The organism is Butyrivibrio sp. INlla18, assembly GCF_900103635.1.
Taxonomy (GTDB): Bacteria; Bacillota; Clostridia; order Lachnospirales; family Lachnospiraceae; genus Butyrivibrio.
Genome location: NZ_FMXK01000008.1, coordinates 186,171 through 212,552 on the forward strand (window position 1 = coordinate 186,171; position 26,382 = coordinate 212,552).

General features: G+C 42.9%; 29 protein-coding genes and 1 riboswitch. Of the genes, 27 read left to right on the plus strand and 2 right to left on the minus strand.

Going from position 1 to position 26,382, the window contains the following annotated elements:
- The first annotated feature begins 59 nt into the window (after positions 1 to 59).
- Positions 60 to 1,529 (plus strand): xylulokinase, encoded by a 1,470-nt coding sequence (gene xylB / locus BLS24_RS07020; RefSeq protein WP_091757474.1) that lies wholly within the window; start codon positions 60 to 62, stop codon positions 1,527 to 1,529.
- Between the two features lie 108 nt (positions 1,530 to 1,637).
- A riboswitch (SAM riboswitch) is annotated at positions 1,638 to 1,756 on the plus strand.
- Positions 1,757 to 1,839: 83 nt separating this feature from the next.
- Positions 1,840 to 3,030: a methionine adenosyltransferase gene (gene metK / locus BLS24_RS07025; protein ID WP_071175053.1), complete on the plus strand. Its 1,191-nt coding sequence runs from the start codon at positions 1,840 to 1,842 to the stop codon at positions 3,028 to 3,030.
- Positions 3,031 to 3,263: 233 nt separating this feature from the next.
- Here the strand turns inward: metK and BLS24_RS07030 are convergent, their stop codons facing one another.
- Positions 3,264 to 6,803 carry a DNA polymerase III subunit alpha gene (locus BLS24_RS07030; protein ID WP_091757476.1) on the minus strand — a complete coding sequence of 1,180 codons (3,540 nt, stop codon included), beginning with the start codon at positions 6,801 to 6,803 and terminating at the stop codon, positions 3,264 to 3,266.
- A 161-nt stretch (positions 6,804 to 6,964) separates the two neighbouring features.
- Here BLS24_RS07030 and pfkA point away from each other — a divergent pair, with 161 nt between their 5' ends.
- The 17 genes from pfkA (at position 6,965) to BLS24_RS07115 (ending at position 21,018) form a co-directional block, all read left to right on the plus strand.
- Positions 6,965 to 7,933 carry a 6-phosphofructokinase gene (gene pfkA / locus BLS24_RS07035; RefSeq protein ID WP_091757478.1) on the plus strand — a complete coding sequence of 323 codons (969 nt, stop codon included), beginning with the start codon at positions 6,965 to 6,967 and terminating at the stop codon, positions 7,931 to 7,933.
- Positions 7,934 to 8,052: 119 nt separating this feature from the next.
- Positions 8,053 to 8,856 (plus strand): TrmH family RNA methyltransferase, encoded by an 804-nt coding sequence (locus BLS24_RS07040; protein WP_091757480.1) that lies wholly within the window; start codon positions 8,053 to 8,055, stop codon positions 8,854 to 8,856.
- A gap of 1 nt (position 8,857) precedes the next feature.
- The gene (gene proC / locus BLS24_RS07045) at positions 8,858 to 9,652 is read left to right on the plus strand and encodes a pyrroline-5-carboxylate reductase (RefSeq protein ID WP_091757482.1); all 795 of its coding nucleotides are present in this window, start codon (positions 8,858 to 8,860) and stop codon (positions 9,650 to 9,652) included.
- Between the two features lie 145 nt (positions 9,653 to 9,797).
- A complete protein-coding gene (locus tag BLS24_RS07050; RefSeq protein ID WP_091757484.1) occupies positions 9,798 to 10,910 on the plus strand; it encodes a cell wall hydrolase in 1,113 nt (370 codons plus the stop codon).
- A gap of 125 nt (positions 10,911 to 11,035) precedes the next feature.
- On the plus strand, positions 11,036 to 12,028 hold the full coding sequence (gene argF / locus BLS24_RS07055; protein WP_091757486.1) for an ornithine carbamoyltransferase: 993 nt from the start codon (positions 11,036 to 11,038) through the stop codon (positions 12,026 to 12,028).
- Between the two features lies 1 nt (position 12,029).
- Positions 12,030 to 12,833: a biotin--[acetyl-CoA-carboxylase] ligase gene (locus BLS24_RS07060; protein WP_091757488.1), complete on the plus strand. Its 804-nt coding sequence runs from the start codon at positions 12,030 to 12,032 to the stop codon at positions 12,831 to 12,833.
- A gap of 12 nt (positions 12,834 to 12,845) precedes the next feature.
- The gene (locus BLS24_RS07065; RefSeq protein ID WP_091757490.1) at positions 12,846 to 13,661 is read left to right on the plus strand and encodes a type III pantothenate kinase; all 816 of its coding nucleotides are present in this window, start codon (positions 12,846 to 12,848) and stop codon (positions 13,659 to 13,661) included.
- Between the two features lie 22 nt (positions 13,662 to 13,683).
- Positions 13,684 to 14,166, plus strand: coding sequence for a DUF6145 family protein (locus BLS24_RS07070; RefSeq protein ID WP_242872249.1), 483 nt, complete (start codon positions 13,684 to 13,686; stop codon positions 14,164 to 14,166).
- Positions 14,167 to 15,147 carry a tRNA dihydrouridine synthase DusB gene (gene dusB, locus BLS24_RS07075; protein WP_091757492.1) on the plus strand — a complete coding sequence of 327 codons (981 nt, stop codon included), beginning with the start codon at positions 14,167 to 14,169 and terminating at the stop codon, positions 15,145 to 15,147.
- Between the two features lie 101 nt (positions 15,148 to 15,248).
- Positions 15,249 to 15,734, plus strand: a complete 486-nt coding sequence (greA, locus tag BLS24_RS07080) for a transcription elongation factor GreA (protein WP_071175063.1) — start codon at positions 15,249 to 15,251, stop codon at positions 15,732 to 15,734.
- A 120-nt stretch (positions 15,735 to 15,854) separates the two neighbouring features.
- Positions 15,855 to 17,426 carry a lysine--tRNA ligase gene (gene lysS, locus BLS24_RS07085; protein ID WP_091757494.1) on the plus strand — a complete coding sequence of 524 codons (1,572 nt, stop codon included), beginning with the start codon at positions 15,855 to 15,857 and terminating at the stop codon, positions 17,424 to 17,426.
- A gap of 239 nt (positions 17,427 to 17,665) precedes the next feature.
- Entirely contained in the window at positions 17,666 to 17,920 is a 255-nt protein-coding gene (locus BLS24_RS07090) for a DUF6462 family protein (RefSeq protein WP_091757496.1), read from the plus strand.
- Positions 17,921 to 17,936: 16 nt separating this feature from the next.
- Positions 17,937 to 18,197: a DUF6462 family protein gene (locus tag BLS24_RS07095; protein WP_091757498.1), complete on the plus strand. Its 261-nt coding sequence runs from the start codon at positions 17,937 to 17,939 to the stop codon at positions 18,195 to 18,197.
- Positions 18,182 to 18,961, plus strand: coding sequence for a ParA family protein (locus BLS24_RS07100; protein WP_091757500.1), 780 nt, complete (start codon positions 18,182 to 18,184; stop codon positions 18,959 to 18,961). The genes BLS24_RS07095 and BLS24_RS07100 overlap by 16 nt, the downstream gene beginning before the upstream one ends.
- Complete coding sequence (locus tag BLS24_RS07105) at positions 18,954 to 19,883, plus strand: ParB/RepB/Spo0J family partition protein (RefSeq protein WP_091757502.1); 930 nt, start codon at positions 18,954 to 18,956, stop codon at positions 19,881 to 19,883. Before BLS24_RS07100 ends, BLS24_RS07105 begins: the two co-directional genes overlap by 8 nt.
- Positions 19,880 to 20,080: a hypothetical protein gene (locus BLS24_RS07110; protein ID WP_091757504.1), complete on the plus strand. Its 201-nt coding sequence runs from the start codon at positions 19,880 to 19,882 to the stop codon at positions 20,078 to 20,080. The genes BLS24_RS07105 and BLS24_RS07110 overlap by 4 nt, the downstream gene beginning before the upstream one ends.
- Positions 20,077 to 21,018, plus strand: coding sequence for a DUF4868 domain-containing protein (locus BLS24_RS07115; RefSeq protein ID WP_091757506.1), 942 nt, complete (start codon positions 20,077 to 20,079; stop codon positions 21,016 to 21,018). Before BLS24_RS07110 ends, BLS24_RS07115 begins: the two co-directional genes overlap by 4 nt.
- Before the next feature lie 489 nt (positions 21,019 to 21,507).
- Here BLS24_RS07115 and BLS24_RS07120 read toward each other — a convergent pair whose 3' ends face one another.
- Complete coding sequence (locus tag BLS24_RS07120; protein WP_091757508.1) at positions 21,508 to 21,951, minus strand: Rrf2 family transcriptional regulator; 444 nt, start codon at positions 21,949 to 21,951, stop codon at positions 21,508 to 21,510.
- 116 nt (positions 21,952 to 22,067) lie between these two features.
- Here BLS24_RS07120 and BLS24_RS07125 point away from each other — a divergent pair, with 116 nt between their 5' ends.
- From BLS24_RS07125 to crcB, 8 genes are all read left to right on the plus strand, one after another.
- Positions 22,068 to 22,463, plus strand: coding sequence for a pyridoxamine 5'-phosphate oxidase family protein (locus BLS24_RS07125; protein WP_176764364.1), 396 nt, complete (start codon positions 22,068 to 22,070; stop codon positions 22,461 to 22,463).
- Between the two features lie 95 nt (positions 22,464 to 22,558).
- A complete protein-coding gene (locus BLS24_RS07130; RefSeq protein WP_091757513.1) occupies positions 22,559 to 23,332 on the plus strand; it encodes a protein-ADP-ribose hydrolase in 774 nt (257 codons plus the stop codon).
- The gene (locus BLS24_RS07135) at positions 23,283 to 24,257 is read left to right on the plus strand and encodes an SIR2 family NAD-dependent protein deacylase (RefSeq protein ID WP_091757514.1); all 975 of its coding nucleotides are present in this window, start codon (positions 23,283 to 23,285) and stop codon (positions 24,255 to 24,257) included. Before BLS24_RS07130 ends, BLS24_RS07135 begins: the two co-directional genes overlap by 50 nt.
- A gap of 37 nt (positions 24,258 to 24,294) precedes the next feature.
- Entirely contained in the window at positions 24,295 to 24,825 is a 531-nt protein-coding gene (locus BLS24_RS07140) for a hypothetical protein (protein WP_091757516.1), read from the plus strand.
- A gap of 84 nt (positions 24,826 to 24,909) precedes the next feature.
- Positions 24,910 to 25,338: a flavodoxin family protein gene (locus BLS24_RS07145; protein ID WP_091757518.1), complete on the plus strand. Its 429-nt coding sequence runs from the start codon at positions 24,910 to 24,912 to the stop codon at positions 25,336 to 25,338.
- A 5-nt stretch (positions 25,339 to 25,343) separates the two neighbouring features.
- A complete protein-coding gene (locus BLS24_RS07150; RefSeq protein ID WP_242872250.1) occupies positions 25,344 to 25,691 on the plus strand; it encodes a C-GCAxxG-C-C family protein in 348 nt (115 codons plus the stop codon).
- A 13-nt stretch (positions 25,692 to 25,704) separates the two neighbouring features.
- Complete coding sequence (locus BLS24_RS07155; protein ID WP_091757520.1) at positions 25,705 to 25,926, plus strand: hypothetical protein; 222 nt, start codon at positions 25,705 to 25,707, stop codon at positions 25,924 to 25,926.
- Between the two features lie 15 nt (positions 25,927 to 25,941).
- Positions 25,942 to 26,310, plus strand: coding sequence for a fluoride efflux transporter CrcB (crcB, locus tag BLS24_RS07160; protein ID WP_091757522.1), 369 nt, complete (start codon positions 25,942 to 25,944; stop codon positions 26,308 to 26,310).
- Positions 26,311 to 26,382: the final 72 nt, after the last annotated feature.

The window sequence follows — 26,382 nt, forward strand, 5'->3', positions numbered from 1 at the left end:
GGAGAATGACTATAATAGTAATATAATGTCAGTAGTATGGGACGATTAGGAGGTAAGGTATGCTTTATATTGGTGTAGATTTGGGGACTTCATCTGTTAAGCTTGTGCTGATGGATGAAACAGGTAAGATTCATGGAACAACTTCAAGGGAATATCCTTTGTTTTTCCCACATCCAGGTTGGTCAGAACAAAAGCCTGAGGATTGGTACACAGAGGCAATAACAGGTCTCAAGGAACTGCTTAAGGATGTTGATAAGTCACAGGTTGCAGGTATCAGCTTTGGCGGACAGATGCACGGTCTTGTAATACTTGATGAGAACGATAATGTAATTCGTCCTGCAATTCTTTGGAATGACGGTAGAACTCAGAAGCAGGTTGACTATCTCAACAATGAGATTGGAAAAGAGACCCTTTCAAAATATACTGCAAACATCGCATTTGCAGGATTTACAGCACCTAAGATTCTCTGGGTAAAAGAAAATGAGCCAGAGAACTTTAAGAAGATCAAGAAGATAATGCTTCCAAAGGATTATCTTGCATATAAGTTATCAGGAACATTCTGCACAGATTATTCTGATGCTTCAGGAATGCTCCTCCTTGACGTTCAGAATCGTAAGTGGTCAAAAGAGATGTGCGATATCTGCGGTATTACAGAAGATATGCTTCCACAGCTCTTTGACAGCTTTGAGAAGGTTGGAACACTTAAGGCTGAGCTTGCTTCAGAACTTGGACTTAAGGATAGCGTAGTTATCGCAGCAGGCGCTGGCGACAACGCAGCAGCTGCTGTAGGTACAGGCACAGTTGGTAACAACAAGTGCAATATCTCACTTGGAACAAGTGGAACAATCTTCATGTCATCAGACAGCTTTGCTGTTGATAGCAATAACGCACTTCACTCATTTGATCATGCTGATGGACACTTCCATCTCATGGGATGCATGCTCAGCGCAGCTAGCTGCAACAAGTGGTGGAATGATGAGATCTTAAAGACTAAGGACTATGCTGCAGAGCAGAAGGGAATCGAGAAGCTTGGTGAGAACCACGTATTCTTCCTTCCATACCTTATGGGCGAGAGATCTCCTTGGAACAATCCAAATGCTCGTGCAACCTTCACAGGTATCACAATGGATACAACAAGAGAGGATATGACACAGGCTGTTCTTGAAGGTGTTGCTTTTGCTACAAGAGATATGTATGAAGTAGCTAAGTCTATCGGCGTAGCTCCTCAGAGAACAATGATCTGCGGTGGTGGTGCTAAGAGCCCTCTTTGGAGAAAGATGATCGCTAACATCTTAAACGTAGAAGTTGATGTTCCTTCATGCGAGGAAGGACCTGGAATGGGCGGCGCTATGCTCGCTATGGTTGCTTGTGGAGCATACAAGACGGTAGAGGATGCGGCAGCAGCCATCGTTAAGGTTGATAAGACTGAGAAGCCTGATCCAGAGCTTGTTAAGAAGTATGAGGCAAGATATCAGCAGTTCAAGACTATCTATCCTGCACTTGCTGAAACTTTTGACAAGATTATTTAATAATATTTAGATAAATATTATCAAAAGTAGTATTGCTTTTATTAATCTTATAATGTAATATCTTAAGCGGATACACGAAAATGTATCCGCTTTTACAATTTAACTATTCTCTTATTCAGAGTGGTGGAGGTACATAGGACCTGTGAAGCCACGGCAACCCCTTGATGATATCAGGAAGGTGCCAACCTGAGCGTGCAACTCCAGTATTGGAAAACGAGCAATAAGAGGATCTGATATGATAATCAGCTCCGTATGTTTTGTTTATGCACGCAACAAAACAACGGAGCTTTTCTAATGAAAGGAAAACAGAATGGATAAGTTTATTTTCACATCCGAATCAGTAACAGAAGGACACCCAGACAAAATCTGTGATAACATCTCTGATGCTATCCTTGATGCCTGCATGGAGCAGGATCCTATGAGCCGTGTAGCTTGTGAGACAGCAGCATGTACAGGATTCGTTCTCATCACAGGTGAGATCACAACAAAGGCACACGTTGATTATGCCAAGATTGCTCGTGAGACAATCAAAGAGATCGGCTATGATGATTCAGCTAAGGGCTTTGATGGTAACACATGTGCAGTACTCGTAGCACTTGATCAGCAGTCAGCTGATATCGCTATGGGTGTTGATAAGGCTCTTGAGGCTAGAGAGAACCAGATGACAGATGAGCAGCTTGAAGCTATCGGTGCTGGTGACCAGGGTATGATGTTTGGTTACGCTACAAACGAGACAGACGATTACATGCCATATGCAATCAGCCTTGCACACAAGCTTACCAAGAAGCTTACAGAAGTTAGAAAGAACGGCACACTTCCATACCTTAGAGCAGATGGAAAGAGCCAGGTTTCAGTTGAGTATGATGAGAACGGTAAGGTAAAGAGACTTGAAGCTATCGTTATCTCAACTCAGCATGATGAGAAGGTTACACAGGAGCAGATTCACGCAGATATCAGAAAGCACGTTATCGATACTGTAGTTGATCTTTCACTTGTTGATGACAACACAAAGATCTACATCAACCCAACAGGACGTTTCGTAATCGGTGGACCTCAGGGTGATGCTGGTCTTACAGGACGTAAGATCATCGTTGATACTTACGGCGGAGCAGCTCGTCATGGCGGCGGAGCATTCTCTGGTAAGGACTGCACAAAGGTTGACCGTTCAGCAGCTTATGCAGCTAGATATGTTGCAAAGAACATCGTTGCAGCAGGTCTTGCTGACAGAGCAGAGATTCAGCTTTCATATGCTATCGGTGTAGCACAGCCTACATCAATCCTTGTAGACACATTTGGAACAGGTAAGGTTTCTGATGAGAAGCTTACAGAGGCAGTTCGTAAGGTATTCGACCTTCGTCCAGCTGGTATCATCAAGATGCTTGACCTTCGTCGTCCAATCTACAAGCAGACAGCAGCTTACGGCCACTTCGGACGTAACGACCTTAACCTCCCATGGGAGCAGACCAACAAAGTCGAGGAACTCAAGGCTGCAGTTAAATAAGTTTACGTTATGAATTGAGGACGCCAGAGAGTAAAATAAAAGTTTTATTCACTTGGTATTTTTCTCAGTGATACATAAGACAATCTAAAAAACCTGAAATGATAAGTTTCACTTTGTTCAAAGCACTTATCATTTCAGGTTTTTATATTGTCATGTATCATCTGAAAAAAATAAATCGTTCATAAAACTTCTATGTTACTCTCTGGCTGACACTGAATTTATTAGCGTAAGTTTTATACCACCTGTATGTTGTCTGTACCAAAAGATTCTTTGAGTTTGTCGATTAAAATTTTATCAGCTTTAACAGTATAACCTCTACCAAGTTTTTTAACTTGTTTTGTATCAGTAAGATAAATAGCTACTTCATCTCTGCCATCACTAGTAGCAATGAGTCTTTCAAGTTCCTGGCATTTTTCTTCGTAAGCTTCTTTGCTAGGGAATCTTATCCACACAGTCTTTGGAACTTCATCAAAAAGAGTCACCTTGCTGGCGATGAGTTTGGCGTCTCGATCTTCTTCTACGGATACGCGTCCTTCTATGAAGACCTTGGCGTCTGCATTGAGGCGTCCGGCGTTGGCTTCGTAAGTTTTAGGGAAGACGATAACTTCTACTGCGCCAACCAGGTCCTCTAAGGTGATGAAGGCCATGATCTGGTCGTTCTTGGTGTATTTTATCTTTTTGTCTATTATGATTCCGCCGATGGTTGCGTTTGCGTTGTCCTTGACTGTAGGCTCACCAACTTCGTCGTCCAGGAAGAAATCTGCTGTAGTGTTTGTAATCTTCTTTTTCCACATTGCGACGTACTCTTCGAGAGGATGACCTGAGATGTAGATTCCAAGGACATCTTTTTCAAATTCCAAAAGAAGGTCTTTCTGGAATTCGCCAACATCTGGAAGAGGAACTTCATACTGTTTCTTGTCCTGCTCGGATGCAAGGTCGAAAAGAGACATCTGGCCAGCCATGCTGTTGCGGCCATTCGAATGGAGCTGATCCATGATCTGGGCGTAAACAGTCATGTGCTGTTTTCTGGTTCCTTCAAAGCAGTCGAAGGCGCCAGCTTTTATGAAGTTTTCAACAGCTCTTTTGTTGACATCATTGTCACTTCCGGACATTCTAGTCAGGAAATCGTTGAGATTCTTGAACTTGCCGTGGGCACGTCTCTCTGTGACAACAGCGGAAATCACTGGTCTGCCCACACCCTTTATAGCTGTAAGGGCGTATCTGATGGCCTTTTTCTTGCCAGGGGCTGTTGTGACTACGGCGCCAGGAATAGGAGTGTCACCCTCCCCAGCATCTATCTCAGTAACTGAGAATCCAGAATATCCCTCGTTAATATCAGGTGGCAAAAGAGTTATGTTCATGTTCCTGCAACTCATGATATAGCCTGAAACTTTGCCAGGATTATCAATGACTGAAGTCATGAGAGCCGCCATAAATTCTACAGGGTAGTAGTATTTAAGCCAAGCTGTCTGAAGTGCAACTACTGCGTAGCAGGCAGCGTGTGACTTGTTGAAGGCGTACTTGGCAAAATCCATCATGGAGTCGTAGATTGCGTTGGCAACATCAGGACTGATGCCCTTAGAAGCACAGCCTGGAACGTTCTCCTCAGAATTACCATTTACGAAGTTAGCTCTTTCTACCTCCATGACATGCTGTTTCTTTTTACTCATGGCACGTCTTACAAGGTCAGCTCGGCCAAGGGTGTAGCCGCCAAGCTGCTGAACTATCTGCATAACCTGCTCCTGGTAGACAATACAGCCGTAGGTGGGCTTCAGGATTGGCTCCAGTTCTGGAGTTAAATAACTGATGGAACCAGCGTCATTTTTACCAGAGATATATTTTGGAATAAAGTCCATAGGGCCTGGTCGGTACAGAGAAACTCCCGCAATGATATCCTCAAGGGATTGAGGCTTAAGTTCTTTCATGAAAGCCTGCATTCCGCCGGATTCAAGCTGGAATATACCGTCGCACTTGCCACTACCTATAGAAGCAAGAACCTTCTGGTCGTTGTAATCTATCTCATCTATATTAATGAAGTTAGCATCTCCAGGTTTGGCGCCAAGAGAAGCATTTGCATAATTAACAGCATCCTTGATAACAGTAAGAGTGCGAAGACCCAGGAAGTCCATCTTGAGAAGCCCCAGCTCTTCTATAGTAGTCATGGTGAACTGAGTTGTGATGTTACCTTCTGCTGAACGCGACAGTGGAACAAGGTCCTCAGCTGGTGCCTGACAGATAACGACGCCGGCAGCGTGGATCGAAGTATGTCTTGGAAGACCTTCAAGCTTCTGGCACATGTCGATCAATTTGTGAACTGTAGGGTCAGTCTCATAGCTGGTCCTAAGCTCAGGGTTCATAGAAAGAGCTTTCTCAAGAGTGATGTTCAGCTCATTTGGAATCATCTTGGCAATCTGATCGCCGTAGCTATATGGAAGATCCATAACTCTGGCAACGTCTCTGATAACACCCTTAGCTGCAAGAGTACCAAAGGTGATAATCTGAACAACCTTGTCAGCACCATATTTCTCAGTAACGTAATCTATAACATCCTGACGGCGCTCGTACTCGAAGTCCACGTCAATATCGGGCATGGATACACGTTCAGGATTAAGGAATCTCTCAAAGAGAAGATCATACTTGATAGGATCTATATTGGTGATGTGCATGCAGTAGGAAACGATACTACCAGCGGCAGAACCTCTACCTGGTCCTACAGCAATGCCATTTTCTCTACAATAATTTATGTAGTCCCATACAATAAGGAAGTAATCTACATATCCCATCCTCTTGATGACGCCGAGTTCGTAATCAAGCTTATCTTTTAAGGTGCCATCATCGTCAGGATATCTCTCATGAAGACCATCGAGACAGAGCTTATTAAGATATGTCCATGAATCATAGCCTTCTGGAACCTCGAAATGAGGGAGCTTGGTAACGCCAAATTCGATCTCAACATTACATCTGTCAGCAATCTTTTGGGTATTGTCGATAGCCTCCTGAGCATATGGGAAAAGAGCTCTCATTTCCTCTTCGCTCTTAACATAGTACTGGCCGCCCTCATAGCGCATTCTGTCTTCGTCGGTGACTTTTTTGCCAGTCTGTATGCATAAAAGGAGGTCGTGAGCCTCTGCGTCATCTGCGTATGTGTAGTGGCAGTCGTTGGTTGCAACAAGCGGAATATCGAGCTCCTGAGAAAGAGCAAGAAGAGTGTTGTTGACCATGCGCTGCTCTGGGATTCCGTGATCTTGAAGCTCTAAAAAGAAATTGCCGTGACCAAAGATATTGTCCAGGCGAATAGCAGCTTCTTTTGCTGCACCATTCTGACCCTTAATGATATTCTTGGGAATCTCACCTGCAAGACAGGCAGAAAGAGCTATGACACCTTCGTGGTACTGTTCCAAAAGCTCCATGTCTACACGTGGCTTGTAGTAATAGCCTTCAGTGAAACCGCGGCTTACGATATGTGAGAGGTTAGCGTAACCTACGTTGTTCTCTGCAAGGAGCACAAGGTGGTAGTATCTCTCATCGGAGACAGAAGTCTCTTTTTCAAAACGGGAACCTGGGGCAACATAAACTTCGCATCCAAGGATAGGATTGATGCCTTCTTCCTTGCATGCCTTGTAAAAGTCAATGACACCGTACATTACACCGTGGTCAGTGATAGCGCCGGCGGTCATTCCGAGACTCTTAAGTCTTTTAACATATTCTTTTATCTTGTTTGAACCGTCCAAAAGACTGTATTCAGTATGGACGTGAAGATGTGTAAATGCCATTTGATTGCCCCAACAAAAATTATTTAAAATATTATATCATAAAGGAAAATATTATTGCAGACATTAGAAGTTTGCGCTAATATAATAAGTTAGGAATGATAATAAAATGACAATGTAAAGGTTGCTATGCAACATAAGAAGTAGGAATCGAGGAAAGAAAGATGGCAAAGCAGATCAAAACTATCGGTGTACTTACAAGTGGTGGAGATGCACCAGGAATGAACGCTGCAATCAGAGCAGTTGTACGTAAGTCATTAGCTAACGGACTTAAAGTTAAAGGTATCAAGAAGGGATACATGGGTCTTCTCAATGAAGAGATCATTGATATGGACAGACGTAGCGTATCTGATATCATCCAGCGCGGTGGTACAATTCTTGGAACAGCTCGTTGTATGGAGTTCACAACTCCTGAGGGACAGGCTAAGGGAGCAGAGATCTGCCGTAAGCATGGTATTGATGGTATGGTTGTTATCGGTGGTGACGGATCATATCGTGGAGCTCAGAAGCTTTCAGCTCAGGGTATCAACACAGTAGGTATCCCAGGAACAATCGACCTTGATATCTCATGTACAGATTATACAATCGGTTTCGATACAGCTATCAACACAGCAATGGAAGCTATCGACAAGATCCGTGATACATCATCATCTCACGAGAGAGTTAGTATCGTAGAGGTTATGGGACGTAATGCTGGATATATCGCTCTTTGGTGCGCAATCGCTAACGGTGCTGATGATATCCTTCTTCCTGAGAAGTACGATTACAATGAGCAGAGAATCATCGACAACATCATTGATAACCGTAAGAAAGGTAAGACACACCACATCATCGTAAACGCTGAGGGTATCGGACATTCAACATCAATGGCTCGTAGAATCGAGGCTGCTACAGGTCTTGAGACAAGAGCATCTATCCTTGGTTACATGCAGCGTGGTGGTAGCCCAACATGTAAGGACCGTGTATATGCATCAATGATGGGATGCTATGCAGCAGATATCCTTGCAGCTGGCAAGACTAACAGAGTAGTTAGCTACAGAAACGGTCAGTTCGTAGATTACGATATTGATGAGGCTCTTGCAATGAAGAAGAACATCAACGAGTACATGTACGAGATCGCTCGCATTCTTTAATCTAAATATATGTAAACCTAGCTGTTATCCTCATTTGAGGGTAACAGCTTTTTTTCATTTCTGCGTATTTTTTTGTGATATACTATACGTACAAAAAATAGAATGAAGGAAATAATTATATGATCACAAGTGTGAATAACGACAGAGTCCGCAAGGTTGTGACCTATATTCAGAAGAGTAAAGCCAGAAGAGAGGATGATGTCTTCGTAATAGAAGGCATGAAGATGCTAAGAGAGGTTCCTGTTCTTCAGGTTAGAGAAGTCTACGTAACCAGTAGATTTGTTGATAAAGCAAGTGAAGATGATAAAGAGATCCTTTGGAGATACGGCGCAGAGGAGGTTTCTGAGGATGTCATGAAGAAGATGGCAGATACCCAGACTCCTCAGGGTGTTCTTGCGGTCGTGTCCCAGTACCACTATACAGAAGAGGAAGTATTGGAAGGCTACAACCAGGGCAATGAAGGTGCAGCGCCACTCCTGCTTGTGCTTGAGAACATCCAAGATCCAGGCAATCTGGGAACAATGTTCAGATCAGGCGAGGGTGCTGGAGTTACAGGTGTGATCCTCAGCAAGGGAAGCGCAGACATCTACAGCCCAAAGGTTATCAGATCTACAATGGGATCCATATTCAGAATGCCCTTTATATATGTAGATAATCTACCAGAGATGGTCAAAAAATTAGGTGACAACGGCATTAGCACATACGCCGCTCACTTAAAAGGAAAAAAGAATTACGACGAGTTCGATTATACAAAGCCAACAGCTTTTTTAATAGGGAATGAAGGAAACGGATTAACCAAAGAAACGGCTGATGCTGCTACGGATTACGTACTGATCCCTATGAAGGGCGAGGTAGAATCTATGAATGCGGCAACATCATCTGCAATACTCACATTTGAAGCATCTAGGCAGAGGAGGAGTTAATATGACAATCGGTTTTATTGGACTTGGAAACATGGCAAAAGCAATGATCGGCGGCATTTTGGAAAAAGGACTTATGGCGCCAAATGAGATCATTGGTACAGCTGCAACAGAGGAGACCAGGAAAAAAGTCGCTGATAAGTTCGGCATTCAGGTTCGCACCTCTAATGAAGCAGTTGCCAAGGAGGCTGACATCATCATTCTGGCGGTTAAACCTCAGTATCTCAAGGTTGTGATTGCTGATATCATGGACAGCGTGGATGATAAAAAGCTTGTAGTCAGCATTGCTGCGGGCAAGACCATTAGCTGGCTTTCAAATGAGTTCGAAAAACCGGTTAAGCTCATTAGAGTTATGCCAAATACACCAGCCCTCGTAGGTGAAGGTTGTTCAGCTGTATGCAGAAATGACCTTTGCAGCGACGAAGATTATCACTTTGTAAAAGAATTGCTGGAGAGCTTTGGTAAGGCTTATACAGTACCAGAGAGCATGATGGATGTAGTAGTTGGTATCAGTGGTTCATCACCTGCTTACGTATTTCTTTTCATAGAGGCTATGGCAGATGCCGCAGTTGAAGGCGGAATGCCACGCAAACAGGCATATGAGTTCGCAGCTCAGTCTGTTCTTGGAAGTGCCAAGATGGTTCTTGATACAGGCAAGCACCCTGGCGAATTAAAGGATATGGTATGTTCACCTGCCGGTACAACGATAGAAGCTGTACATGTTCTCGAACAGGAAGGATTTAGGGGAGCAGTCATGGATGCAGTAACTGCCTGCATTGAGAAGAGTAAGAGCCTCTGATTCGGGTCCAAAATTTGACAAAAATTTCGATTTTTGCTAATATCTGTTTCGGATATTTGCTTGACGGTAATATGTCGCAATATATTCGTAATATTTACTTAGACGGTCGTTTGAGTAATACATATATTTAGAGGTAAGCAAAGATATGAAAAAAGAATCACAGTTATCCACTAGGATAATGAGACTTATCATGTTTTGCGGTCTCATCTTGATTCTATTCGTTTCCCAGGGGTTAACAGCATATGCAGGAGGCGGCGCAACATACGCCAGTTATTCTACAGGTATCTCCAGCATTGTTAGTCCTACTACACCACTTGGAATCGATAGAACAGCTACAGAAGTTAAGGTGGCAGAGAGCGTAGATAAGTCCTCAGATGCCAGTTCTTCTGCTTCATCTGAGTCTAAGGAATCTAAACTCGTCATGTCCAATGTAAGTCAGGCCATGAATATTCGAGAAGAGCCCGATGAGGATGCACAGAAGGTCGGAGTTCTATACAAGGACTGTGGCGGCAAGGTAATAGAGAGAAGAGATGGATGGACCAAACTTCAGTCAGGTGACTTAATCGGATGGGCCAAGGATGAGTATCTTCTTTTTGGAGAAGACGCTGAGAGCTTAGCATCAGATGTTGGTAAGCAGCTGGTTACAAGCCAGAGCAGCGCACTTAATGTTAGGTCAGAGGATTCAGAGAACGGAGAAGTTATCGGAGTTCTCGGAGAAAAAGCTTTCGTTGATATGATCGAGGATCTCGGCAATGGCTGGATCAGCGTAGATTACAACGATGAAGTAGGTTATGTTCAGGCTGAATATGTCACAACTGAGTTCAAGATCGATCAGGGTGAGACGATCGCAGCCATCAAGGTTCGAGAAGAGCAGGAAAAGAAATCAGCTCTTACAAAGAACACCGGCGCAGTTTCTGCTGATGCTGATGAAGTTAAGCTTCTGGCAGCACTTATCCAGTGCGAAGCAGGTAACCAGCCATACGAAGGAAGAGTAGCCGTAGGTGCGGTAGTTATGAACCGAGTTAAGAGCGGCGCTTATCCTAACACTATTTACAGTGTTATTTATGCATCAGGACAGTTTACACCAGCCATCAACGGTACAGTTGCTAAGGTTTATAACAGTGGCAATATCTATGATATGAACTATCAGGCAGCTGAGGCAGCTATTAACGGTGAGACAACTGTTGGTACAGCACTTCACTTCAGACGTATCAATGGTCACGAAGGAATTATTATCGGAGCGCATGTATTCTGGTAATATTCATCAAAATTGAATATTTATACAAATTCATTCACAAAAGTGAATATTTATGCTATTATTAAGGGGGTTGCAATTGCAATCCCCTAATTACTTAGTATTTATATTTTCAGGAGGATAAAAAGATGAATTTGTACGGAAAAGATTTTTTGAAACTGCTTGATTTTACACCTGAGGAAATCCTTTATCTTATTGACCTTTCTGCAGAGTTTAAGGAAAAGAAGAAAAAAGGTATTCTTCATGATGAGCTAAAGGGCAAGAATGTCGCTCTTATTTTTGAAAAGACTAGTACCCGTACAAGATGCGCTTTCGAAGTCGCTGCACATGACCTGGGAATGGGCACAACTTATCTTAATCCAACTGATTCACAGATCGGTAAAAAAGAAAGCATCGCCGACACTGTAAGAGTCCTTGCTGGAATGTTTGATGGAATCGAATACAGAGGCTTTGAACAGGAAATAGTCGAGACCATGGCTAATTACAGCAAAGTCCCTGTATGGAACGGACTTACTAATGAGTTCCATCCAACACAGATGCTGGCTGATGCCCTTACTATCAAAGAGCATTTTGGTAAGCTTAAAGGCATCCACCTTGTATATATGGGTGATGCAAGGTACAATACAGGTAATTCACTGATGGTTATGTGTGCTAAGCTTGGCATGCATTTCACAGCAGTATCCAACAAGAAATATTTCCCAAGTCAGGAACTTATTGATACTTGCCTAGATATTGCCAAATCCACCGGAGCTGTGATAGATTTTAGTGAGGACCCAATGGAAGGAACAAAGGGTGCTGATGTTGTTTACACAGATATCTGGGTATCCATGGGAGAACCAGAGAGCGAGTGGGAACAGCGAATCAAAGATCTTGAGCCATACCGTGTTACCAAGAAGATCATGGACAATGCAGGAGAAAAGAGTGTATTTATGCACTGCCTTCCATCCTTCCACGATCTCAATACAGGAATAGGCCGAGAAGTTAAAGAAAAATATGGTCTCGATGAGATAGAAGTAACTGACGAAGTCTTTGAGTCAGATAAATCTATTGTCTTTGAGGAAGCAGAGAACCGCATGCACACCATTAAGGCTGTGATGTATGCTACTTTAAAGGATAACTAACATGCTAGGCTATGAAGAAATTAAAGGGCAGCTCAGTACCAAATGGGCTGCCCGTAATCTTGTTTATAAAGATGTTACAGGCTCCACCAATGACGATGCCAAAGTCCTTGGCGTGGAAGGCGCGCCTCATGGCACGCTGGTGGTAGCTGACGTTCAGAACAAAGGAAGAGGCACTAGAGGAAGGTCCTGGGAGAATCCTAAGGGCACCAATATTGCTATGAGCCTTCTCATAAGACCTGACGCACCACCTGACAAGATATCCATGCTCACTCTGGTCATGGGACTTTCCGTTGCAGAGGGCATTGATAATGCAGTTGGAGAGAATGTCACATCCATCAAGTGGCCCAATGACGTAGTGATCAATGGTAAAAAGATCTGTGGAATCCTAACAGAGCTTCACATGAATTCAGATAACACCATTGGCGATGTAGTAATTGGAGTAGGGATAAACGTTAAACTTATGGATATTCCAGAATCCATCAAAGATATAGCAGGTTCTATCCTTTCAGAAACAGGTAAGGCTATAGACAGGTCTTTTGTGGTAGCAAGCTGCATGAAGGCCTTTGAAGAAAACTACGAGAAATATAACGAGACTTTTGATCTAGCTCTTTTAAAAGAGCAATATGAAAAGAAGCTCATAAATAAGGGAAAAGATGTAAGAATCTTAGATCCAAAGGGCGAATATGAAGCGGTGGCTGAAGGAATAACTCCAAATGGGGCGCTGATAGTTCGCACCAAAGATGGTACAATAAAGGAAGTTAATGCCGGTGAAGTATCCGTTCGCGGACTTTACACTTATGCATAAAAGGAGCAGAAAATGATTCTGGTAATTGATGTAGGAAATACAAATATCACTTATGGAATATTCAAGGGAGAAAAGCTTGTGACATCCTTCAGGATGGTTTCCAAGATGACTCATACATCAGATGAGTATGGAATCAAGCTCTTAGAATTCCTGCATGTAAACGAGATCAAAAAAGAAGAGATCGAAGGCGTAATGATCGCAAGCGTTGTGCCTCAGCTCATGCATGCTCTTGTAAATGCGATACTCAAATACATTGGCAAGAAGCCATATATCGTAGGCCCTGGCATCAAGACAGGTATCAAGATCGCGATCGACAATCCAAGGGAAGCTGGTCCTGACCTTATAGTAGACGCTGTTGCAGGCTACGAGCTCTACGGCGGACCTGTTCTTGTAATTGACTACGGAACAGCTACTACTTATATTATTGTAAATGAAAAAGGCGAGTTTTTTACTGGTGTTGTGGCACCTGGTATCAGAATCTCAGCCAAGGCCCTCTGGGAAGATACAGCCAAGCTTCCTGAGATTGAGATCAAGAAGCCATCTAGCATTCTGGCAAAAGAGACCATCTCCAGCATGCAGGCTGGACTCATCTATGGACAGATTGGCCAGACCAAGTACATTATCAATGAGATGAAAAGAGAATCTGGCTACAGCAACATGAAAGTCGTTGCAACAGGCGGACTTGGAAGACTTATTGCAGAGGAGACAGATGAGATCGATATTTACGATCCAACACTTACTTTGAAAGGTCTTCAGATCCTTTATGAAAAGAACCGAAGGAGCAAGCCACAGCTTAATGACTTTGAAGACAGTGACAGACCAGAATAATATAGATTGATTTGGAGAAAAAATGAACGCTAAGGATTTTGAGAACGAGTACAAAAAAGAATTTGAAGATAACGGATCTATTGAAAATGAGCAGGAAGAGCTCAAGATAGATGAAATGCAAAAGACTAATAAGGGCAGAGTCTTTGAAGAGACTGCCGGCGGAAGAGTAGTTCTCTGCGGAGCCAATGCTTACGAGCAGAAGTATTACTTTAATCCAATATTCAAGCAGATTCCTGAGAGCATCAAAAAAGAGCTGAATATCATCAGTGTTCTTTTTACTCAGGAAGCAGGCGGAATCTTCACAATAGTTTTTGAAGAGGATGGAAGCATCAGCATTGAGACTAATGCAGATGAAGAGGACATCACATACGACGAGATCACAGCAGGTCTACTTGTAGGTGAGGTTCGCAGAAAGAGACAGGACCTCTTTGAGGCACTTGGACTCTATTACAGGATCTACGTGCTCCACGAAAATCCTGCAGATATATTAGGAAGTGAGGATTAAATGTCAGGATACGGCAAGCTTCAGATAGGAAGCGTAACCCTAGACAATAACATAATCTTAGGACCTATGGCAGGTGTTTCTGACCTGCCTTTTCGTCTGTTATGCAGAGAAATGGGCGCAGGTCTTGTGTGCATGGAGATGGTAAGTGCCAAGGCCATAACTTACAAGAACAAAAATACAGGAATGCTCATGGAAATCCACAAGGACGAGCATCCGGTTTCTCTTCAGCTCTTTGGCTCTGAACCAGAGATCATGCAGCAGGCAGTAGAGATGATAAAGGACAGACCTTACGACATCCTGGATGTAAACATGGGATGTCCTGTTCCAAAGGTGGTTGGAAACGGCGAAGGCTCTGCACTTATGAAGAACCCGAAACTCATTGAGGAGATAGTTGCTGCACTTGTGAAGGTTTCTGACAGACCAGTTACTGTTAAGATAAGGAAAGGCTTTAATGAGAACCTGATAAATGCTGTAGAGTGCGCACAGGCAGCAGAGGCTGGCGGCGCGGCAGCAGTTGCAGTACATGGTAGGACAAGAGAACAGTATTACTACGGCGAGGCAGATTGGAGCATCATTCGTCAGGTAAAAGAAGCTGTGAAGATCCCTGTAATCGGTAATGGTGATGTTACAGATGGCCCATCAGCTAAGCGCATGTTTGAAGAAACAGGCTGCGATGGAGTAATGGTGGCAAGGGCTGCTCAGGGCAATCCTTTCATCTTCAGGGAGATCAAAAGCTTTTTTGAAACAGGTAAGACTTGTGATAGGCCTAGTAAACAGGAAATCTATGATACTGTACTAAGGCATGCGGATCTTCAGCTAGAATATAAGGGTGAATTCATTGGAATCCGTGAGATGAGAAAGCATGTTTCCTGGTACACAACAGGTATGGCAGGAAGTGCCAAGTTTAGAAACGAGATCAATCAGATGGAAAATATGGAATCCCTCAAGGAAGCCTGTCGAAAGCTCTTTTTACAGGGATAAATTTAGTATGATTGACAGTATAATTTATAGACTGTATAATAGCAAAGTTAAAATAGGTTTTTGCACTTATACTCAATTTTTATGAAGGGTAGGTTTTTATAATGGAAGAAAAGAAAAACATCTTAACTTATGAAGGACTTAAGAAATACGAAGACGAACTTCATGAGCTCAAAGTAGTAAAGAGAAAAGAAGTTGCTGAGAAGATCAAAGAAGCAAGAGAACAGGGCGACCTTTCAGAGAACGCTGAGTATGATGCAGCTAAAGATGAGCAGCGTGATATCGAGGCTAGAATCGAAGCTCTTGAGAAGATCCTCAAAAACGCAGAAGTAGTTGTTGAGGAAGATGTAGACCTTAACAAGATCAGCATCGGATGTAAGGTTAAGATTCGTGACCTTGAGTTCAATGAGGATCTTGAGTACAAGATCGTAGGTTCATCAGAGGCTAACAGCCTTAAGGGCAAGATCTCTAACGAGTCTCCAGTTGGTAAGGCTCTTATCGGAGCTAAGAAGGGACAGACAGTTTCTGTAGAGACACAGGCTGGTGTTCTTAAGTACAAGGTGCTTGGCATCGAGAGATCAGAGAACTAAAAGATTCAGCCTAGTGCTGAGTTTGGATTAGACATTCAGAGCCAGCGATAAGTACAATTCGCTGGCTTTTATTAAGTAAAAAACGCAGGCATATGAGCTTGCTATCAGGAGGAAGAAAAAGTGGCAGATAATAATCAGCAGAACAATCAGCAGAATGCACCACAGGAAGACGTTGGACGTCTTCGTCAGGTTAGAAGAGACAAGCTTTCTGAGCTTCAGGTAGCTGGAAAAGATCCTTTCCAGATCGTTAAGTATGATCAGACACATCACACACAGGATATCAGAGACAACTTTGAGACATTGGAGTTTGTACCTCCAGTAGACGAAGAGGGCAAGGCAGTTGTAGTACCTCTTTCAGATGTTCCTTCAGAGAAGATCGTTTCTCTTGCTGGTCGTATGATGAGCAAGCGTGTAATGGGTAAGGCATCATTTGCTAACCTTCAGGACAGAGATGGCCGCATGCAGCTCTATGTTTCAAGAAATGACCTTGGTGATGAGGCTTATGCTGATTTCAAGAAGATGGATATCGGCGATATCATCGGTGTTAAGGGATTTGCATTCAGAACCAAGACTGGTGAGATCTCAGTTCATGTTAAAGAGCTGGTTCTTTTATCTAAGTCACTTATGCCACTTCCTGAGAAGTTCCACGGACTTACAGATACAGAGATCCGTTACAGACAGAGATATGTTGACCTTATCATGAATGAGGAAGTCAAGGAGACATTCAAGAAGAGATCAGCTATTCTTCGTGAGATCCGTAACTTCCTTGCTGAGAGAGACTTCATGGAAGTTGAGACTCCTATGCTCGTTGAGAATGCTGGCGGAGCAGCTGCTAGACCATTCCTTACACATTACAATGCTCTTGATGAAGAGCGTAAGCTTCGTATCTCTCTTGAGCTTTATCTTAAGAGACTTATCGTTGGTGGTCTTGAGAGAGTTTACGAGATTGGCCGTGTATTCAGAAACGAAGGTGTAGATACAAGACACAATCCAGAGTTCACACTTATGGAACTCTATCAGGCATATACAGACTACGAAGGAATGATGGAACTTACAGAGTCTATGTTCCGTTACCTTGCTGAGAAGGTTTGTGGCACAACACAGATCAAGTATGGCGATAACGTAATCGACCTTGGCAAGCCATTCGAGCGCCTTACAATGAACGACGCTATCAAGAAGTACGCAGGAATTGATTTCGATACAGTTAAGACTGACGAAGAGGCTAAGGCTCTTGCAAAGGAGAAAGGCATCGAGTTCGAGGATCGTCACACTAAGGGCGACATCATCAATCTCTTCTTTGAGGAGTTCTGCGAGAAGAACCTGATCCAGCCTACATTCATCATGGATCACCCTCTTGCTATTTCACCTCTTACCAAGAAGAAGCCTACAGATCCTGAGAAGGTTGAGCGTTTCGAACTCTTCATCAACACTTGGGAGATGTGCAACGCATACTCAGAGCTTAACGATCCTATCGATCAGCGTGAGCGTTTCGCAGCTCAGGATGCTAATGCAGCAGCTGGTGACGAAGAAGCTGAGCACACAGATGAGGACTTCCTCAACGCTCTTGAAGTTGGTATGGCTCCTACTGGTGGTATCGGCTATGGCATTGACCGTCTCTGCATGCTCCTTACAGATAGCGCAACAATCAGAGACGTGCTTCTCTTCCCGACTTTGAAAAGTGCAGGCAAGTAAAAACCAGTAATTATGCGGCTTCCGAAGCACAGTTAAGACGAAATGACAACAAATTGACAACAATTCTTCCGATAATCACGAAGAATGACAAAGGATTATAAGTTGTTGGAGAAAATAATAGCCTAGAAAATTAGGACCCTAATGGACCACTTTCTTGAAAGAAATTTCAGGAGAGTGGTCCTTTTTTTGCGTTACAGGGCATTTGCACACCAAAAACTTTTATATCGGAGGAAAAAGACATGGAAGATCAGTATTACGACATTGAAAGAAGAACAGCGATTAAGGAAGAAGCTCGGATGTTTAGAAGAAAGTTCATTACATATGAACAGGCTGAAATCATCTATAGCATTTCTCACAGGAAGCTTAGAGATATTGCAGAAAAGGCAGGTGCAGTTTACAGAATCAATGATGTCAGTGTTCTCATTAACAAGGAAATTCTAGATGAGTTCATGGAGCAGTTCAGACAACCAGCAAATCCTAACGTGAAGATATGAAGGGCGGTGTATAGACATGGCTGGACAGGCTTGGAAGTATTCAGGGGAATTAGATGAAAGAGACCTGGCATTTCTGCAACATGAGTACATAACGATTCCCATGGGCATTGAGTATTACGGATTCAGTGAAAGGCCTCTTACCAGAATGGCTAAAGAGGCAGGAGCTTTTTACAAAGTAGGAAAGATGACTCGTATAAATCGGAGCGTCTTTGATGCGTATTTAAGAGAAACAAGAAAGATCCCAAGAATAGGAGGCAAATTATGTGCAAAGTCATAAGTATCAGTAATCAAAAGGGAGGAACTGCGAAAAGTACAACCGCAGTAAACTTAGGAATAGGACTCGCAAGGGAAGGAAAGAAAGTTATCCTGCTGGATTGTGATCCACAGGGATCTATGACAATCAGCTTAGGTTTCTCAGATCCTGATGCAATGGAAGTTACTCTGGCAACTCTAATGACAAGAGTTGTTAATGAAGAAGAACTTCATGTTGAGGATGCGATTCTTCATCACGAAGAGGGAATAGATCTTATTCCTGCAAATATAGAGTTGTCAGCACTTGAAGTTTCTATGGTAAATGTCATGAGTCGTGAAACGATTCTGAGACAGCTGATAGAGGAGATCAAGGATTCATATGATTACTGCATTTTGGACTGTATGCCTAGTCTTGGAATGGTAACAATAAATGCTCTGGCATGTGCGGACTCAGTTTTGATACCCGTACAGGCGGCATATTTGCCGGTCAGAGGTCTTCAACAGCTTATAAAGACAATTGGCAGGGTAAAGAGGCAGCTTAACCCAAAACTCGAAATAGAGGGGATTCTGCTCACTATGGTAGATAACCGTACCAATTATGCCAAGGAAATTGCGCAGCTTGTCTATGACAGTTATTCATCTGCTGTAAAGGTATTTGAAACAAAAATACCTATATCAGTACGTACAGCAGAAACAAGCTTGGAAGGAAGCAGTATCTATAAATATGATCCAAAGGGCAAAGCAGCGGATGCATACAGGGGTCTTACAGAGGAGGTTCTCAATGGCTAATGTAAAAGAAAAAATGAAGCTTACAAGTATAGATGAGTTGCTGGGAGTACCGGCTACTAATGAAAATGGCACCGAGGAAATTGATATAAGCCTTATCCAGCCTTTCAAGAATCATCCTTTTAAGGTTCTTGATGATGAAAAGATGGATGAACTTGTAGACAGTGTTATCAAGCAGGGGATTATTTCTCCTGTCTTGGTAAGACCTACCGGTAAAGGTACTTATGAAATGATATCCGGTCATCGCAGGATGCACGCTGCTAAAAGGGCGCATCTTACAAAAATCCCTGCAATAGTTATGGAGCTCACTGATGATGAATCAACCATAATTATGGTTGACGCGAATTTGCAAAGGGAAGAAGTACTTCCAAGTGAAAGAGCTTTTTCTTTTAAGATGAAGATGGATGCAATGAGACATCAGGGAACTTGTCGACATGATGTCGACAAGCTAAGTCCTGTTGAAAGAAAGACTGCGACTATTGTAGGGGAGGGAAGTGGACTGACAGGCAGGAGTGTTCAGAGATATATCCGACTTACTGAATTACTACCGGAGCTACTTGAAATGGTAGATAATAAACAGTTATCATTAGTAAATGGGGTTGATATAGCTGCCTTTGATAAAGAAGTGCAGTCATATCTTTTGACTTATATTAAGGAAAAGGGAAGCATTGCTCCGGCTCAGCTTGCAGCATTAAAGAAGCAGCCGAACTTGGAGAACCTTACGCCTTATATGGTTATGACGATTATGAAAGAGGCTGTTGCCACAAAGCCTCAGACAAAGAAGGTTTCTTTTACAGAGAAGAAGTTAAATAAGTATTTCCCTGCTGATTACTCGGCATCCAAGAGAGAAAAAATAATTATAGAGCTTCTTACGAAATGGAGCGCAGAGCAGGGATTCAACAAAGATGTGGAGGGTGTGGTATGAGAGTATTAGTAAAAGTAGCAGTATTTCCGCTGGTAATTGTTTTGACATTGGCAGGACTGCTTGTAAGAGTATTTATCAACAAAGATGCCAGAGGTGTCTGCATAGGAGTTGCTGGAAATGCTGTGGGCTGTGAGTCTGTAATAGAGTACAAAAAGATTTCGGATAATGTGTATTATATAAAGAGGATAGGAAAATGAATAAAGAGGAATTAAAAGAGAATTTGGGGAAGATTTTTGTGGACGAAAAGCCGTTTGGGCTGGAGGTTTATGCTGTCCTGAAGCAAAACAATAATCTTATCATGAAGAAGTTCTTGACCACAGATGAATTGAATGCAAGATTATCATATCTTATAAAAAAAGTGATTGAACAAAACTATCTCTTGGATGAAATTGAATTGGAAGCATCCGACAACATATCCGATAATAAAAAGAATTGTATATACGATATACATGTGACAGAAGCATATGATCCATTTTCAGTAATCAATGATTACAAAGACACTAATTTACAGTATGACGAAGAAGATTCAAAAGCTTTGATGGGTTTTTTGTTCAGAATGAATTTTAATGATAATCATTTTTGGGCATATCAGCAAGTATACCCAGTTACAATGTTAAAGAAGAGCAATAGTGTTTATGCTGTAATAGGGAAAAATAAGACATATGATGAATTAAAAAAGGATATTATTGCAATTGGATCGCGTATAGACCTTATAATATTAGGTCAGCATATTATTACAGGCAATATAGGCCTGCTACAGAATAAATTTGGTTTTGAAAAGTACATTCGTCAGGAGGCACGTTTTGCAATTGATATTATTGTTGAGACGGGAATAGTTACTGATCCGGAAATCCTAGTGAGATTTTCAAGTAAAGAAAAGCTGACAAATGCAAAAAAGCTTATGAAAGCCAAAAACTCGCCAGTTCTGCGTATCGAGAAAACGGAACTGATAAATCGAATTGGCCGACATTCGAGATATAGTTCTATGATAAGAATAGATAATGACGAGATACAATTAGGATCGGAAAAGGATGTTAATAGTTTTATTAAGCTTCTTAATGATGATATTGTCCGGTCAGAACTGACTGAAACTGAATATGATAGTATTTCAAAGAGAGAACTGGAACCTGTTTGATAATATGGAGAAAGACGATGGGAGAATACTACGATTGGATGAACATAATAAAAGATTATCTCTCTAAGGTTCTGGATGATATATATATCAAAGTCGGTATGATAGGAGCTTGAATAATGAATAAGAATTCAGAGAATCCTAAAATTGGAAAAGAATTTGAAAAGGTTGTTAAGGAGTGGGCAGAGCTCTATCCTAATTATGCTCAGAAAAGAGAGCAATAATAAAAAGAATTAAGGAGCTGAACAATATGATTTTTGATACTGTGGGAACAAAGGGTAAGCTGTATGAAAGCGGTTTGAAAGAGGCAGAAAAACTGGATGCATTTCTTGGATTGTAAAACGAATCCGATTTCATATAAAAAAACAAGGAGCAGAGGTTCCTTTCCGCAATCACCTGGAGAAGTACCTGGAACTTGCTCAGGCTTTCAATAGCGATAGGATGGCAGAGGGACTGAAGAAGCTGAGAAGAAAGCAATCATAGCTGCCTTTTTTATTTTGTGGCAGTCGGAAGAGACACTCCGGGTGTGTTAAGTATATCTGCCAGAGTAATCTGCGCCATTTTATCTTCCATAACCTTTTGTATCTCATAGAGTTTGTCATCGAGCATGGCATGTATATTTGCACCTACGGGACAGGCCGGGTTGGGATCCTCATGGAAATGGAAGAGTTCATCGTTGCCTACAGCTTCTACCGCTTCAAATACATCGAGGAATGTGATGTCTTTCGGGTCTTTTCCCATTCTTATCCCGCCGCGTCCTTTTTTTACATCCAGCATATCTGCCGCTGAAAGTTGCAGCATGATCCTTCGTATTTCTACGGGATTGGCATTCACTGAATCGGCAAGGACGGTGCTTGAAACGGTCATTGTATCCTGAAAAGTGGCTACTGCTGCAAGCATATGGATAGCCATTGTAAATCTGCTTGAAATCTGCATTTTCTCACCTCAAAAAAATTATAGTAACTTTCAATGTTACTATTGACAATAGGTATATTCTGTTGTATATTATGAATTGTAACACAAGTAGTTACTATAATCAAGGAGGTTTTAAAATGAATAAGATCGTAGAAGCAATGAAAGCAACAGGCGTATTCTATCTTGCAACCATTGACGGAGAGCATTCAAGAGTCCGTCCGATCAGCGCCGTAGAGGATATAAACGGTGAAGTATATTTCTGCACCGGCAATACCAAGGATATGTATAAGCAGATCATGGCGCATCCACAGGTAGAGTTTTCCGGAATGAACAAGGATGGCAGCTGGATCAGAGTAAACGGTACTCTTGTGCGTGATGATAGTGATGAGAGCCGTGCAAAGATGCTTGAACTGGAGCCGACACTCGGAAATATGTATCACGTGGGCGACGGCGTATTTGAGGTTCTTTATCTTAAGGATGCAAAGTGCACGAAGTATTCGTTTACCGCTGCTCCGGAAGAGATCAAAGCATAAGTGTGCAGCTATAATGCCATAGAAAGTAAAGTGCAGGCCGCCGAGAAAGGAGTATTTCCTTTTGCGGCGGCTTGTTACAAAGCGGGGTGACGGGTATGGATCAGAGAGAGCGAAGAGAATATCTCATAGGCAGGCTGAAAGACGAGAGAAGCGAATATAAGAAGATTGCGATACCGAATGCGGAGAGTGATCAAAGAAGGCTTCTGCGTGCGCTTATGAATGTCCGGATGCCGGGTGAGATCGATCAGGAATTTCTTAACGTGCAGGATGAATACCTGAAAGAAGCCCGGGATGAAAAAGGCATTGTCTCCATAGATGATATAGATTTTAATCAGGATGGCATTGGTATCTGGAAGGGAGACATCACAAGGCTTCAAGTTGATGCTATCGTGAATGCGGCTAACAGCGGGATGACCGGATGCTATGTGGCCAATCATTCCTGCATTGATAATTGCATTCACACCTATGCCGGAGTTCAGATGCGTTATGAGTGTGCCCGTATCATGGAAGAGCAAGGGCATGAAGAACCGACCGGACAGGCCAAGATCACACCGGGATATAACCTGCCTTGCAAATATGTCCTTCATACCGTGGGACCGATCGTGCAGGGAAGACTTACGGAAGAGCATGAGAGGCTTCTTGCCTCCTGTTACAGATCCTGTCTGGAACTGGCTGCCGAGAAAGGTCTGGAGAGTGTGGCCTTCTGCTGTATCTCAACGGGGGTATTTATGTTCCCGAATGAGAGAGCGGCTGAGATAGCAGTACAGACGGTTAAGGACTTTATGAAAAAAGATTCTTCAGTAAGGAAGGTGATTTTCAATGTTTTCAAGGATGTCGATGAACAGATCTACCGGGGATTACTCGGATGAAATAAAAAAACTGAAAAATGCGCTTAAGACCTGTGATGCCGTTATCATCGGCGCAGGCTCCGGGCTTTCTACTGCAGCGGGATACAGCTATTCCGGCGAGCGTTTTATGAAGTACTTCGGAGATTTTGCAAAGCGGTTCGGTATCCGGGATATCTATTCCGGAGGCTTCTATCCGTTCCCGTCGCAGGAAATCAAGTGGGCCTGGTGGTCGAGACATGTGTGGGTGAATCGCTATGCTCCTGCACCGAAGCCTGTTTATGTGGACTTGCTGGATGCGGTGATGGATAAGGATTATTTTGTAATCTCCACAAACGTGGATAACGCCTTCTTAAGAGCAGGATTTGATGATAAGCGATTGTTCTATACACAAGGCGATTATGGGCTGTTCCAGTGCACAAAGCCATGTCATAAAGAGTTATATGAAAATGAAGAGGTCATCCGCAAGATGATCTTGGATCAGGGATTCATCATTGAAGAGGATGGCAATCTCACGATCCCACCGGAAGGTGTCAGGATGGAAGTGAGCTCCGAACTGTTTCCGTACTGTCCGAAATGCGGGGCTCCTATGGACATTAACTTAAGGTGTGATGATACTTTTGTTGAGGATGCAGGCTGGCACGTGCATTCCGGGGCTTATGGTGACTTCCTTGCGACACACGGAATCAAGGCGCAGGGGTTCTTTACAGATGATACAAAGGCGAAGGTAGATAAGGAATATCAGGGGAAAGTCCTTCTGATGGAGTTTGGTGTGGGAATGAATACACCAGGTATCATCAAATATCCGTTCTGGCAGTACACGGCACAGAATGGGAATGTGATTTACGCCTGCATCAATATGGGAGAGGCGTATGCGCCCACGGATATCGAAGAGCAGTCAATATGCGTGGATGGAGATATAGCAGAGATAGTCAAAGAATTGATATAATAAGCGTGAAAATCAACTGAACAGGGAGGAACAGAGAATGAGTACAGGTGTCATAATCACAGAAACGGTATATTGCTTTGATTTCCTTAAGCATAAGCTGGAAATAGCCGTCTTACACAGAGAGAAAGACAAGCTTATCCGTCTGATGCTTGATGATAAAACTGTGCTGGAGACGCCTTCGGAAGATATGGAGCTGTCCGACCCTGAATTGATAAAAAAGACCGGTGAGGACTTTGCGAGGGAACATGCAAACAATAAGTATAGCGATCTTTTCATGAAACATGGAGACAAGCTTGTCATGACAGAGAAGATCATCCGCTTTGAGGGTGCGACTGAATATAATAAAATGCGTTCGGAAGTCATTGTAAGCAAAGGATTTACAGAAATCACATCAGAGACAGGGATAGAAGGAGAGCAGATTCACATACGGCTTGCCGGTGATAATTTTTCCGATGTTTTTGAAAAGATCCGGATGACATCAACAGTTATGCAGAAAATGGTTGAGGAAGCCACAAAGAACATCACTGAGTTATCGAGTGATGTTGTGAGGGATGATTTTGGTTGGTAAGAACGGGTGTGTCATCCCCAGCCGGTCTGGATCATCGCAACATAGGGAGCAGGCAAGAGCCTGATGGACTGAGGTTTTATTCATATGAAATTCGCGATCAGATATCAATCAAGAGGCGGGAAGACGCAGAAAGTAGCAAATATCATGGCGGAGGTTCTGGGAGTTGAGGCGCTCAGTCTTGATACGCCTGTCACAGAGCATGTAGACCATCTTTTCATAGGCGGTGGCCTTTATGTAAAAAGGCACAATGAGGCGATCAAGGTTTTCCTGGAGAATACGGATCTGTCCCTGATAGGCGAGATAGTGCCGTTTGCTACATGCAATGAGTTTTCAAATGTGATCAAGCAGATAAGGAAGTTTTGCAAGGATAATAATGTAAAGTGCTCGGATGAGGATCTTTGCATCAAATGGGTGCTTGAAGGGATGCTCGATATTGGCTTCAGAGGAGCAGATTTTACACCGGAGCTGATCGAGAGGATCAGGAGCTTTGCGTCAAAGTTTAAAGGAGCATGAGATAAGTGAGTAAGGCAATAGAGGCAAAGAACAAATTCGGAAAAATGATGTGTGCCGCAGCTGTGCTGACAACATATGCTGATGAAGCCGGAATCAGCAAAGTAAAGGCTATGGCTATGGGACCTGCTATGTCAGGCGGACGTATGGTCAAATGTGGCGCGGTTCTTGCTGCAGAGGAAGTATTAAAAAAGCAGGCTCCCGATAAGATACCGGAGCTTGAGAGACGCTTTGGGGAAAAGAACGGATCTCTGTTGTGTGCGGAGCTTAAAGGTCGCACAGGCGGACCTGTTCTGCAGTCTTGTCCCGGATGTATTGAAGATGCGTCTGTAATCCTCGAGGAATTATTAGGGTAAAGGAGGTTGCGCCATGAAGAAATTTCTTGATCTGGGAGATCAGTATGCAAAAGAAAGCACATGGAAAGACTATGCGCTTATCAAGTTCTGCCTCTTCTCGATGGGAATGATCGCGGGGACACAGGTTCCTGAAAAACACAAGAAGAAAGTGATCATAGCTGCTGCATGTGTATTTGTGGCGACCTATATTCCTCTTATGGCGAAGGTATTTCACATAGCTTTTAAGGAAAAGTAAGACATGGAGACAATTATGGGTTTTTTATTTGTTGCTGCCGGCGGAGCGCTTGGAGCAATGGGAAGGTATGCGATAAGCCTGATTCCTGTCAAAACAAGCTTTCCGATACTGACGCTGGTTACGAATATTATCGGAGCGGTATTGATCGGGTTTATAGTAGGAGTTTTCGGGGACAGAGATGATATTTCACGAAATATGACTCTGTTTTGGAAGACAGGTATCTGTGGTGGCTTTACTACTTTCTCGACCTTTTCTCTTGAAGCATTTACCTTGTTTGAAAACAAACAAATTGTAACAGGCGGGGTATATGTTGTACTCAGCGTGGTATTCTGCGTCGCCGGCATTTATTTCGGAAGGCAGCTTTCTAAAGTAGTTGCGATGTGAGCATGGTTTAAGAATTATCCCAAAACGAGAGTGGACATTTGTATGGCTGCTCTTTTTTTGAAAAAACATATT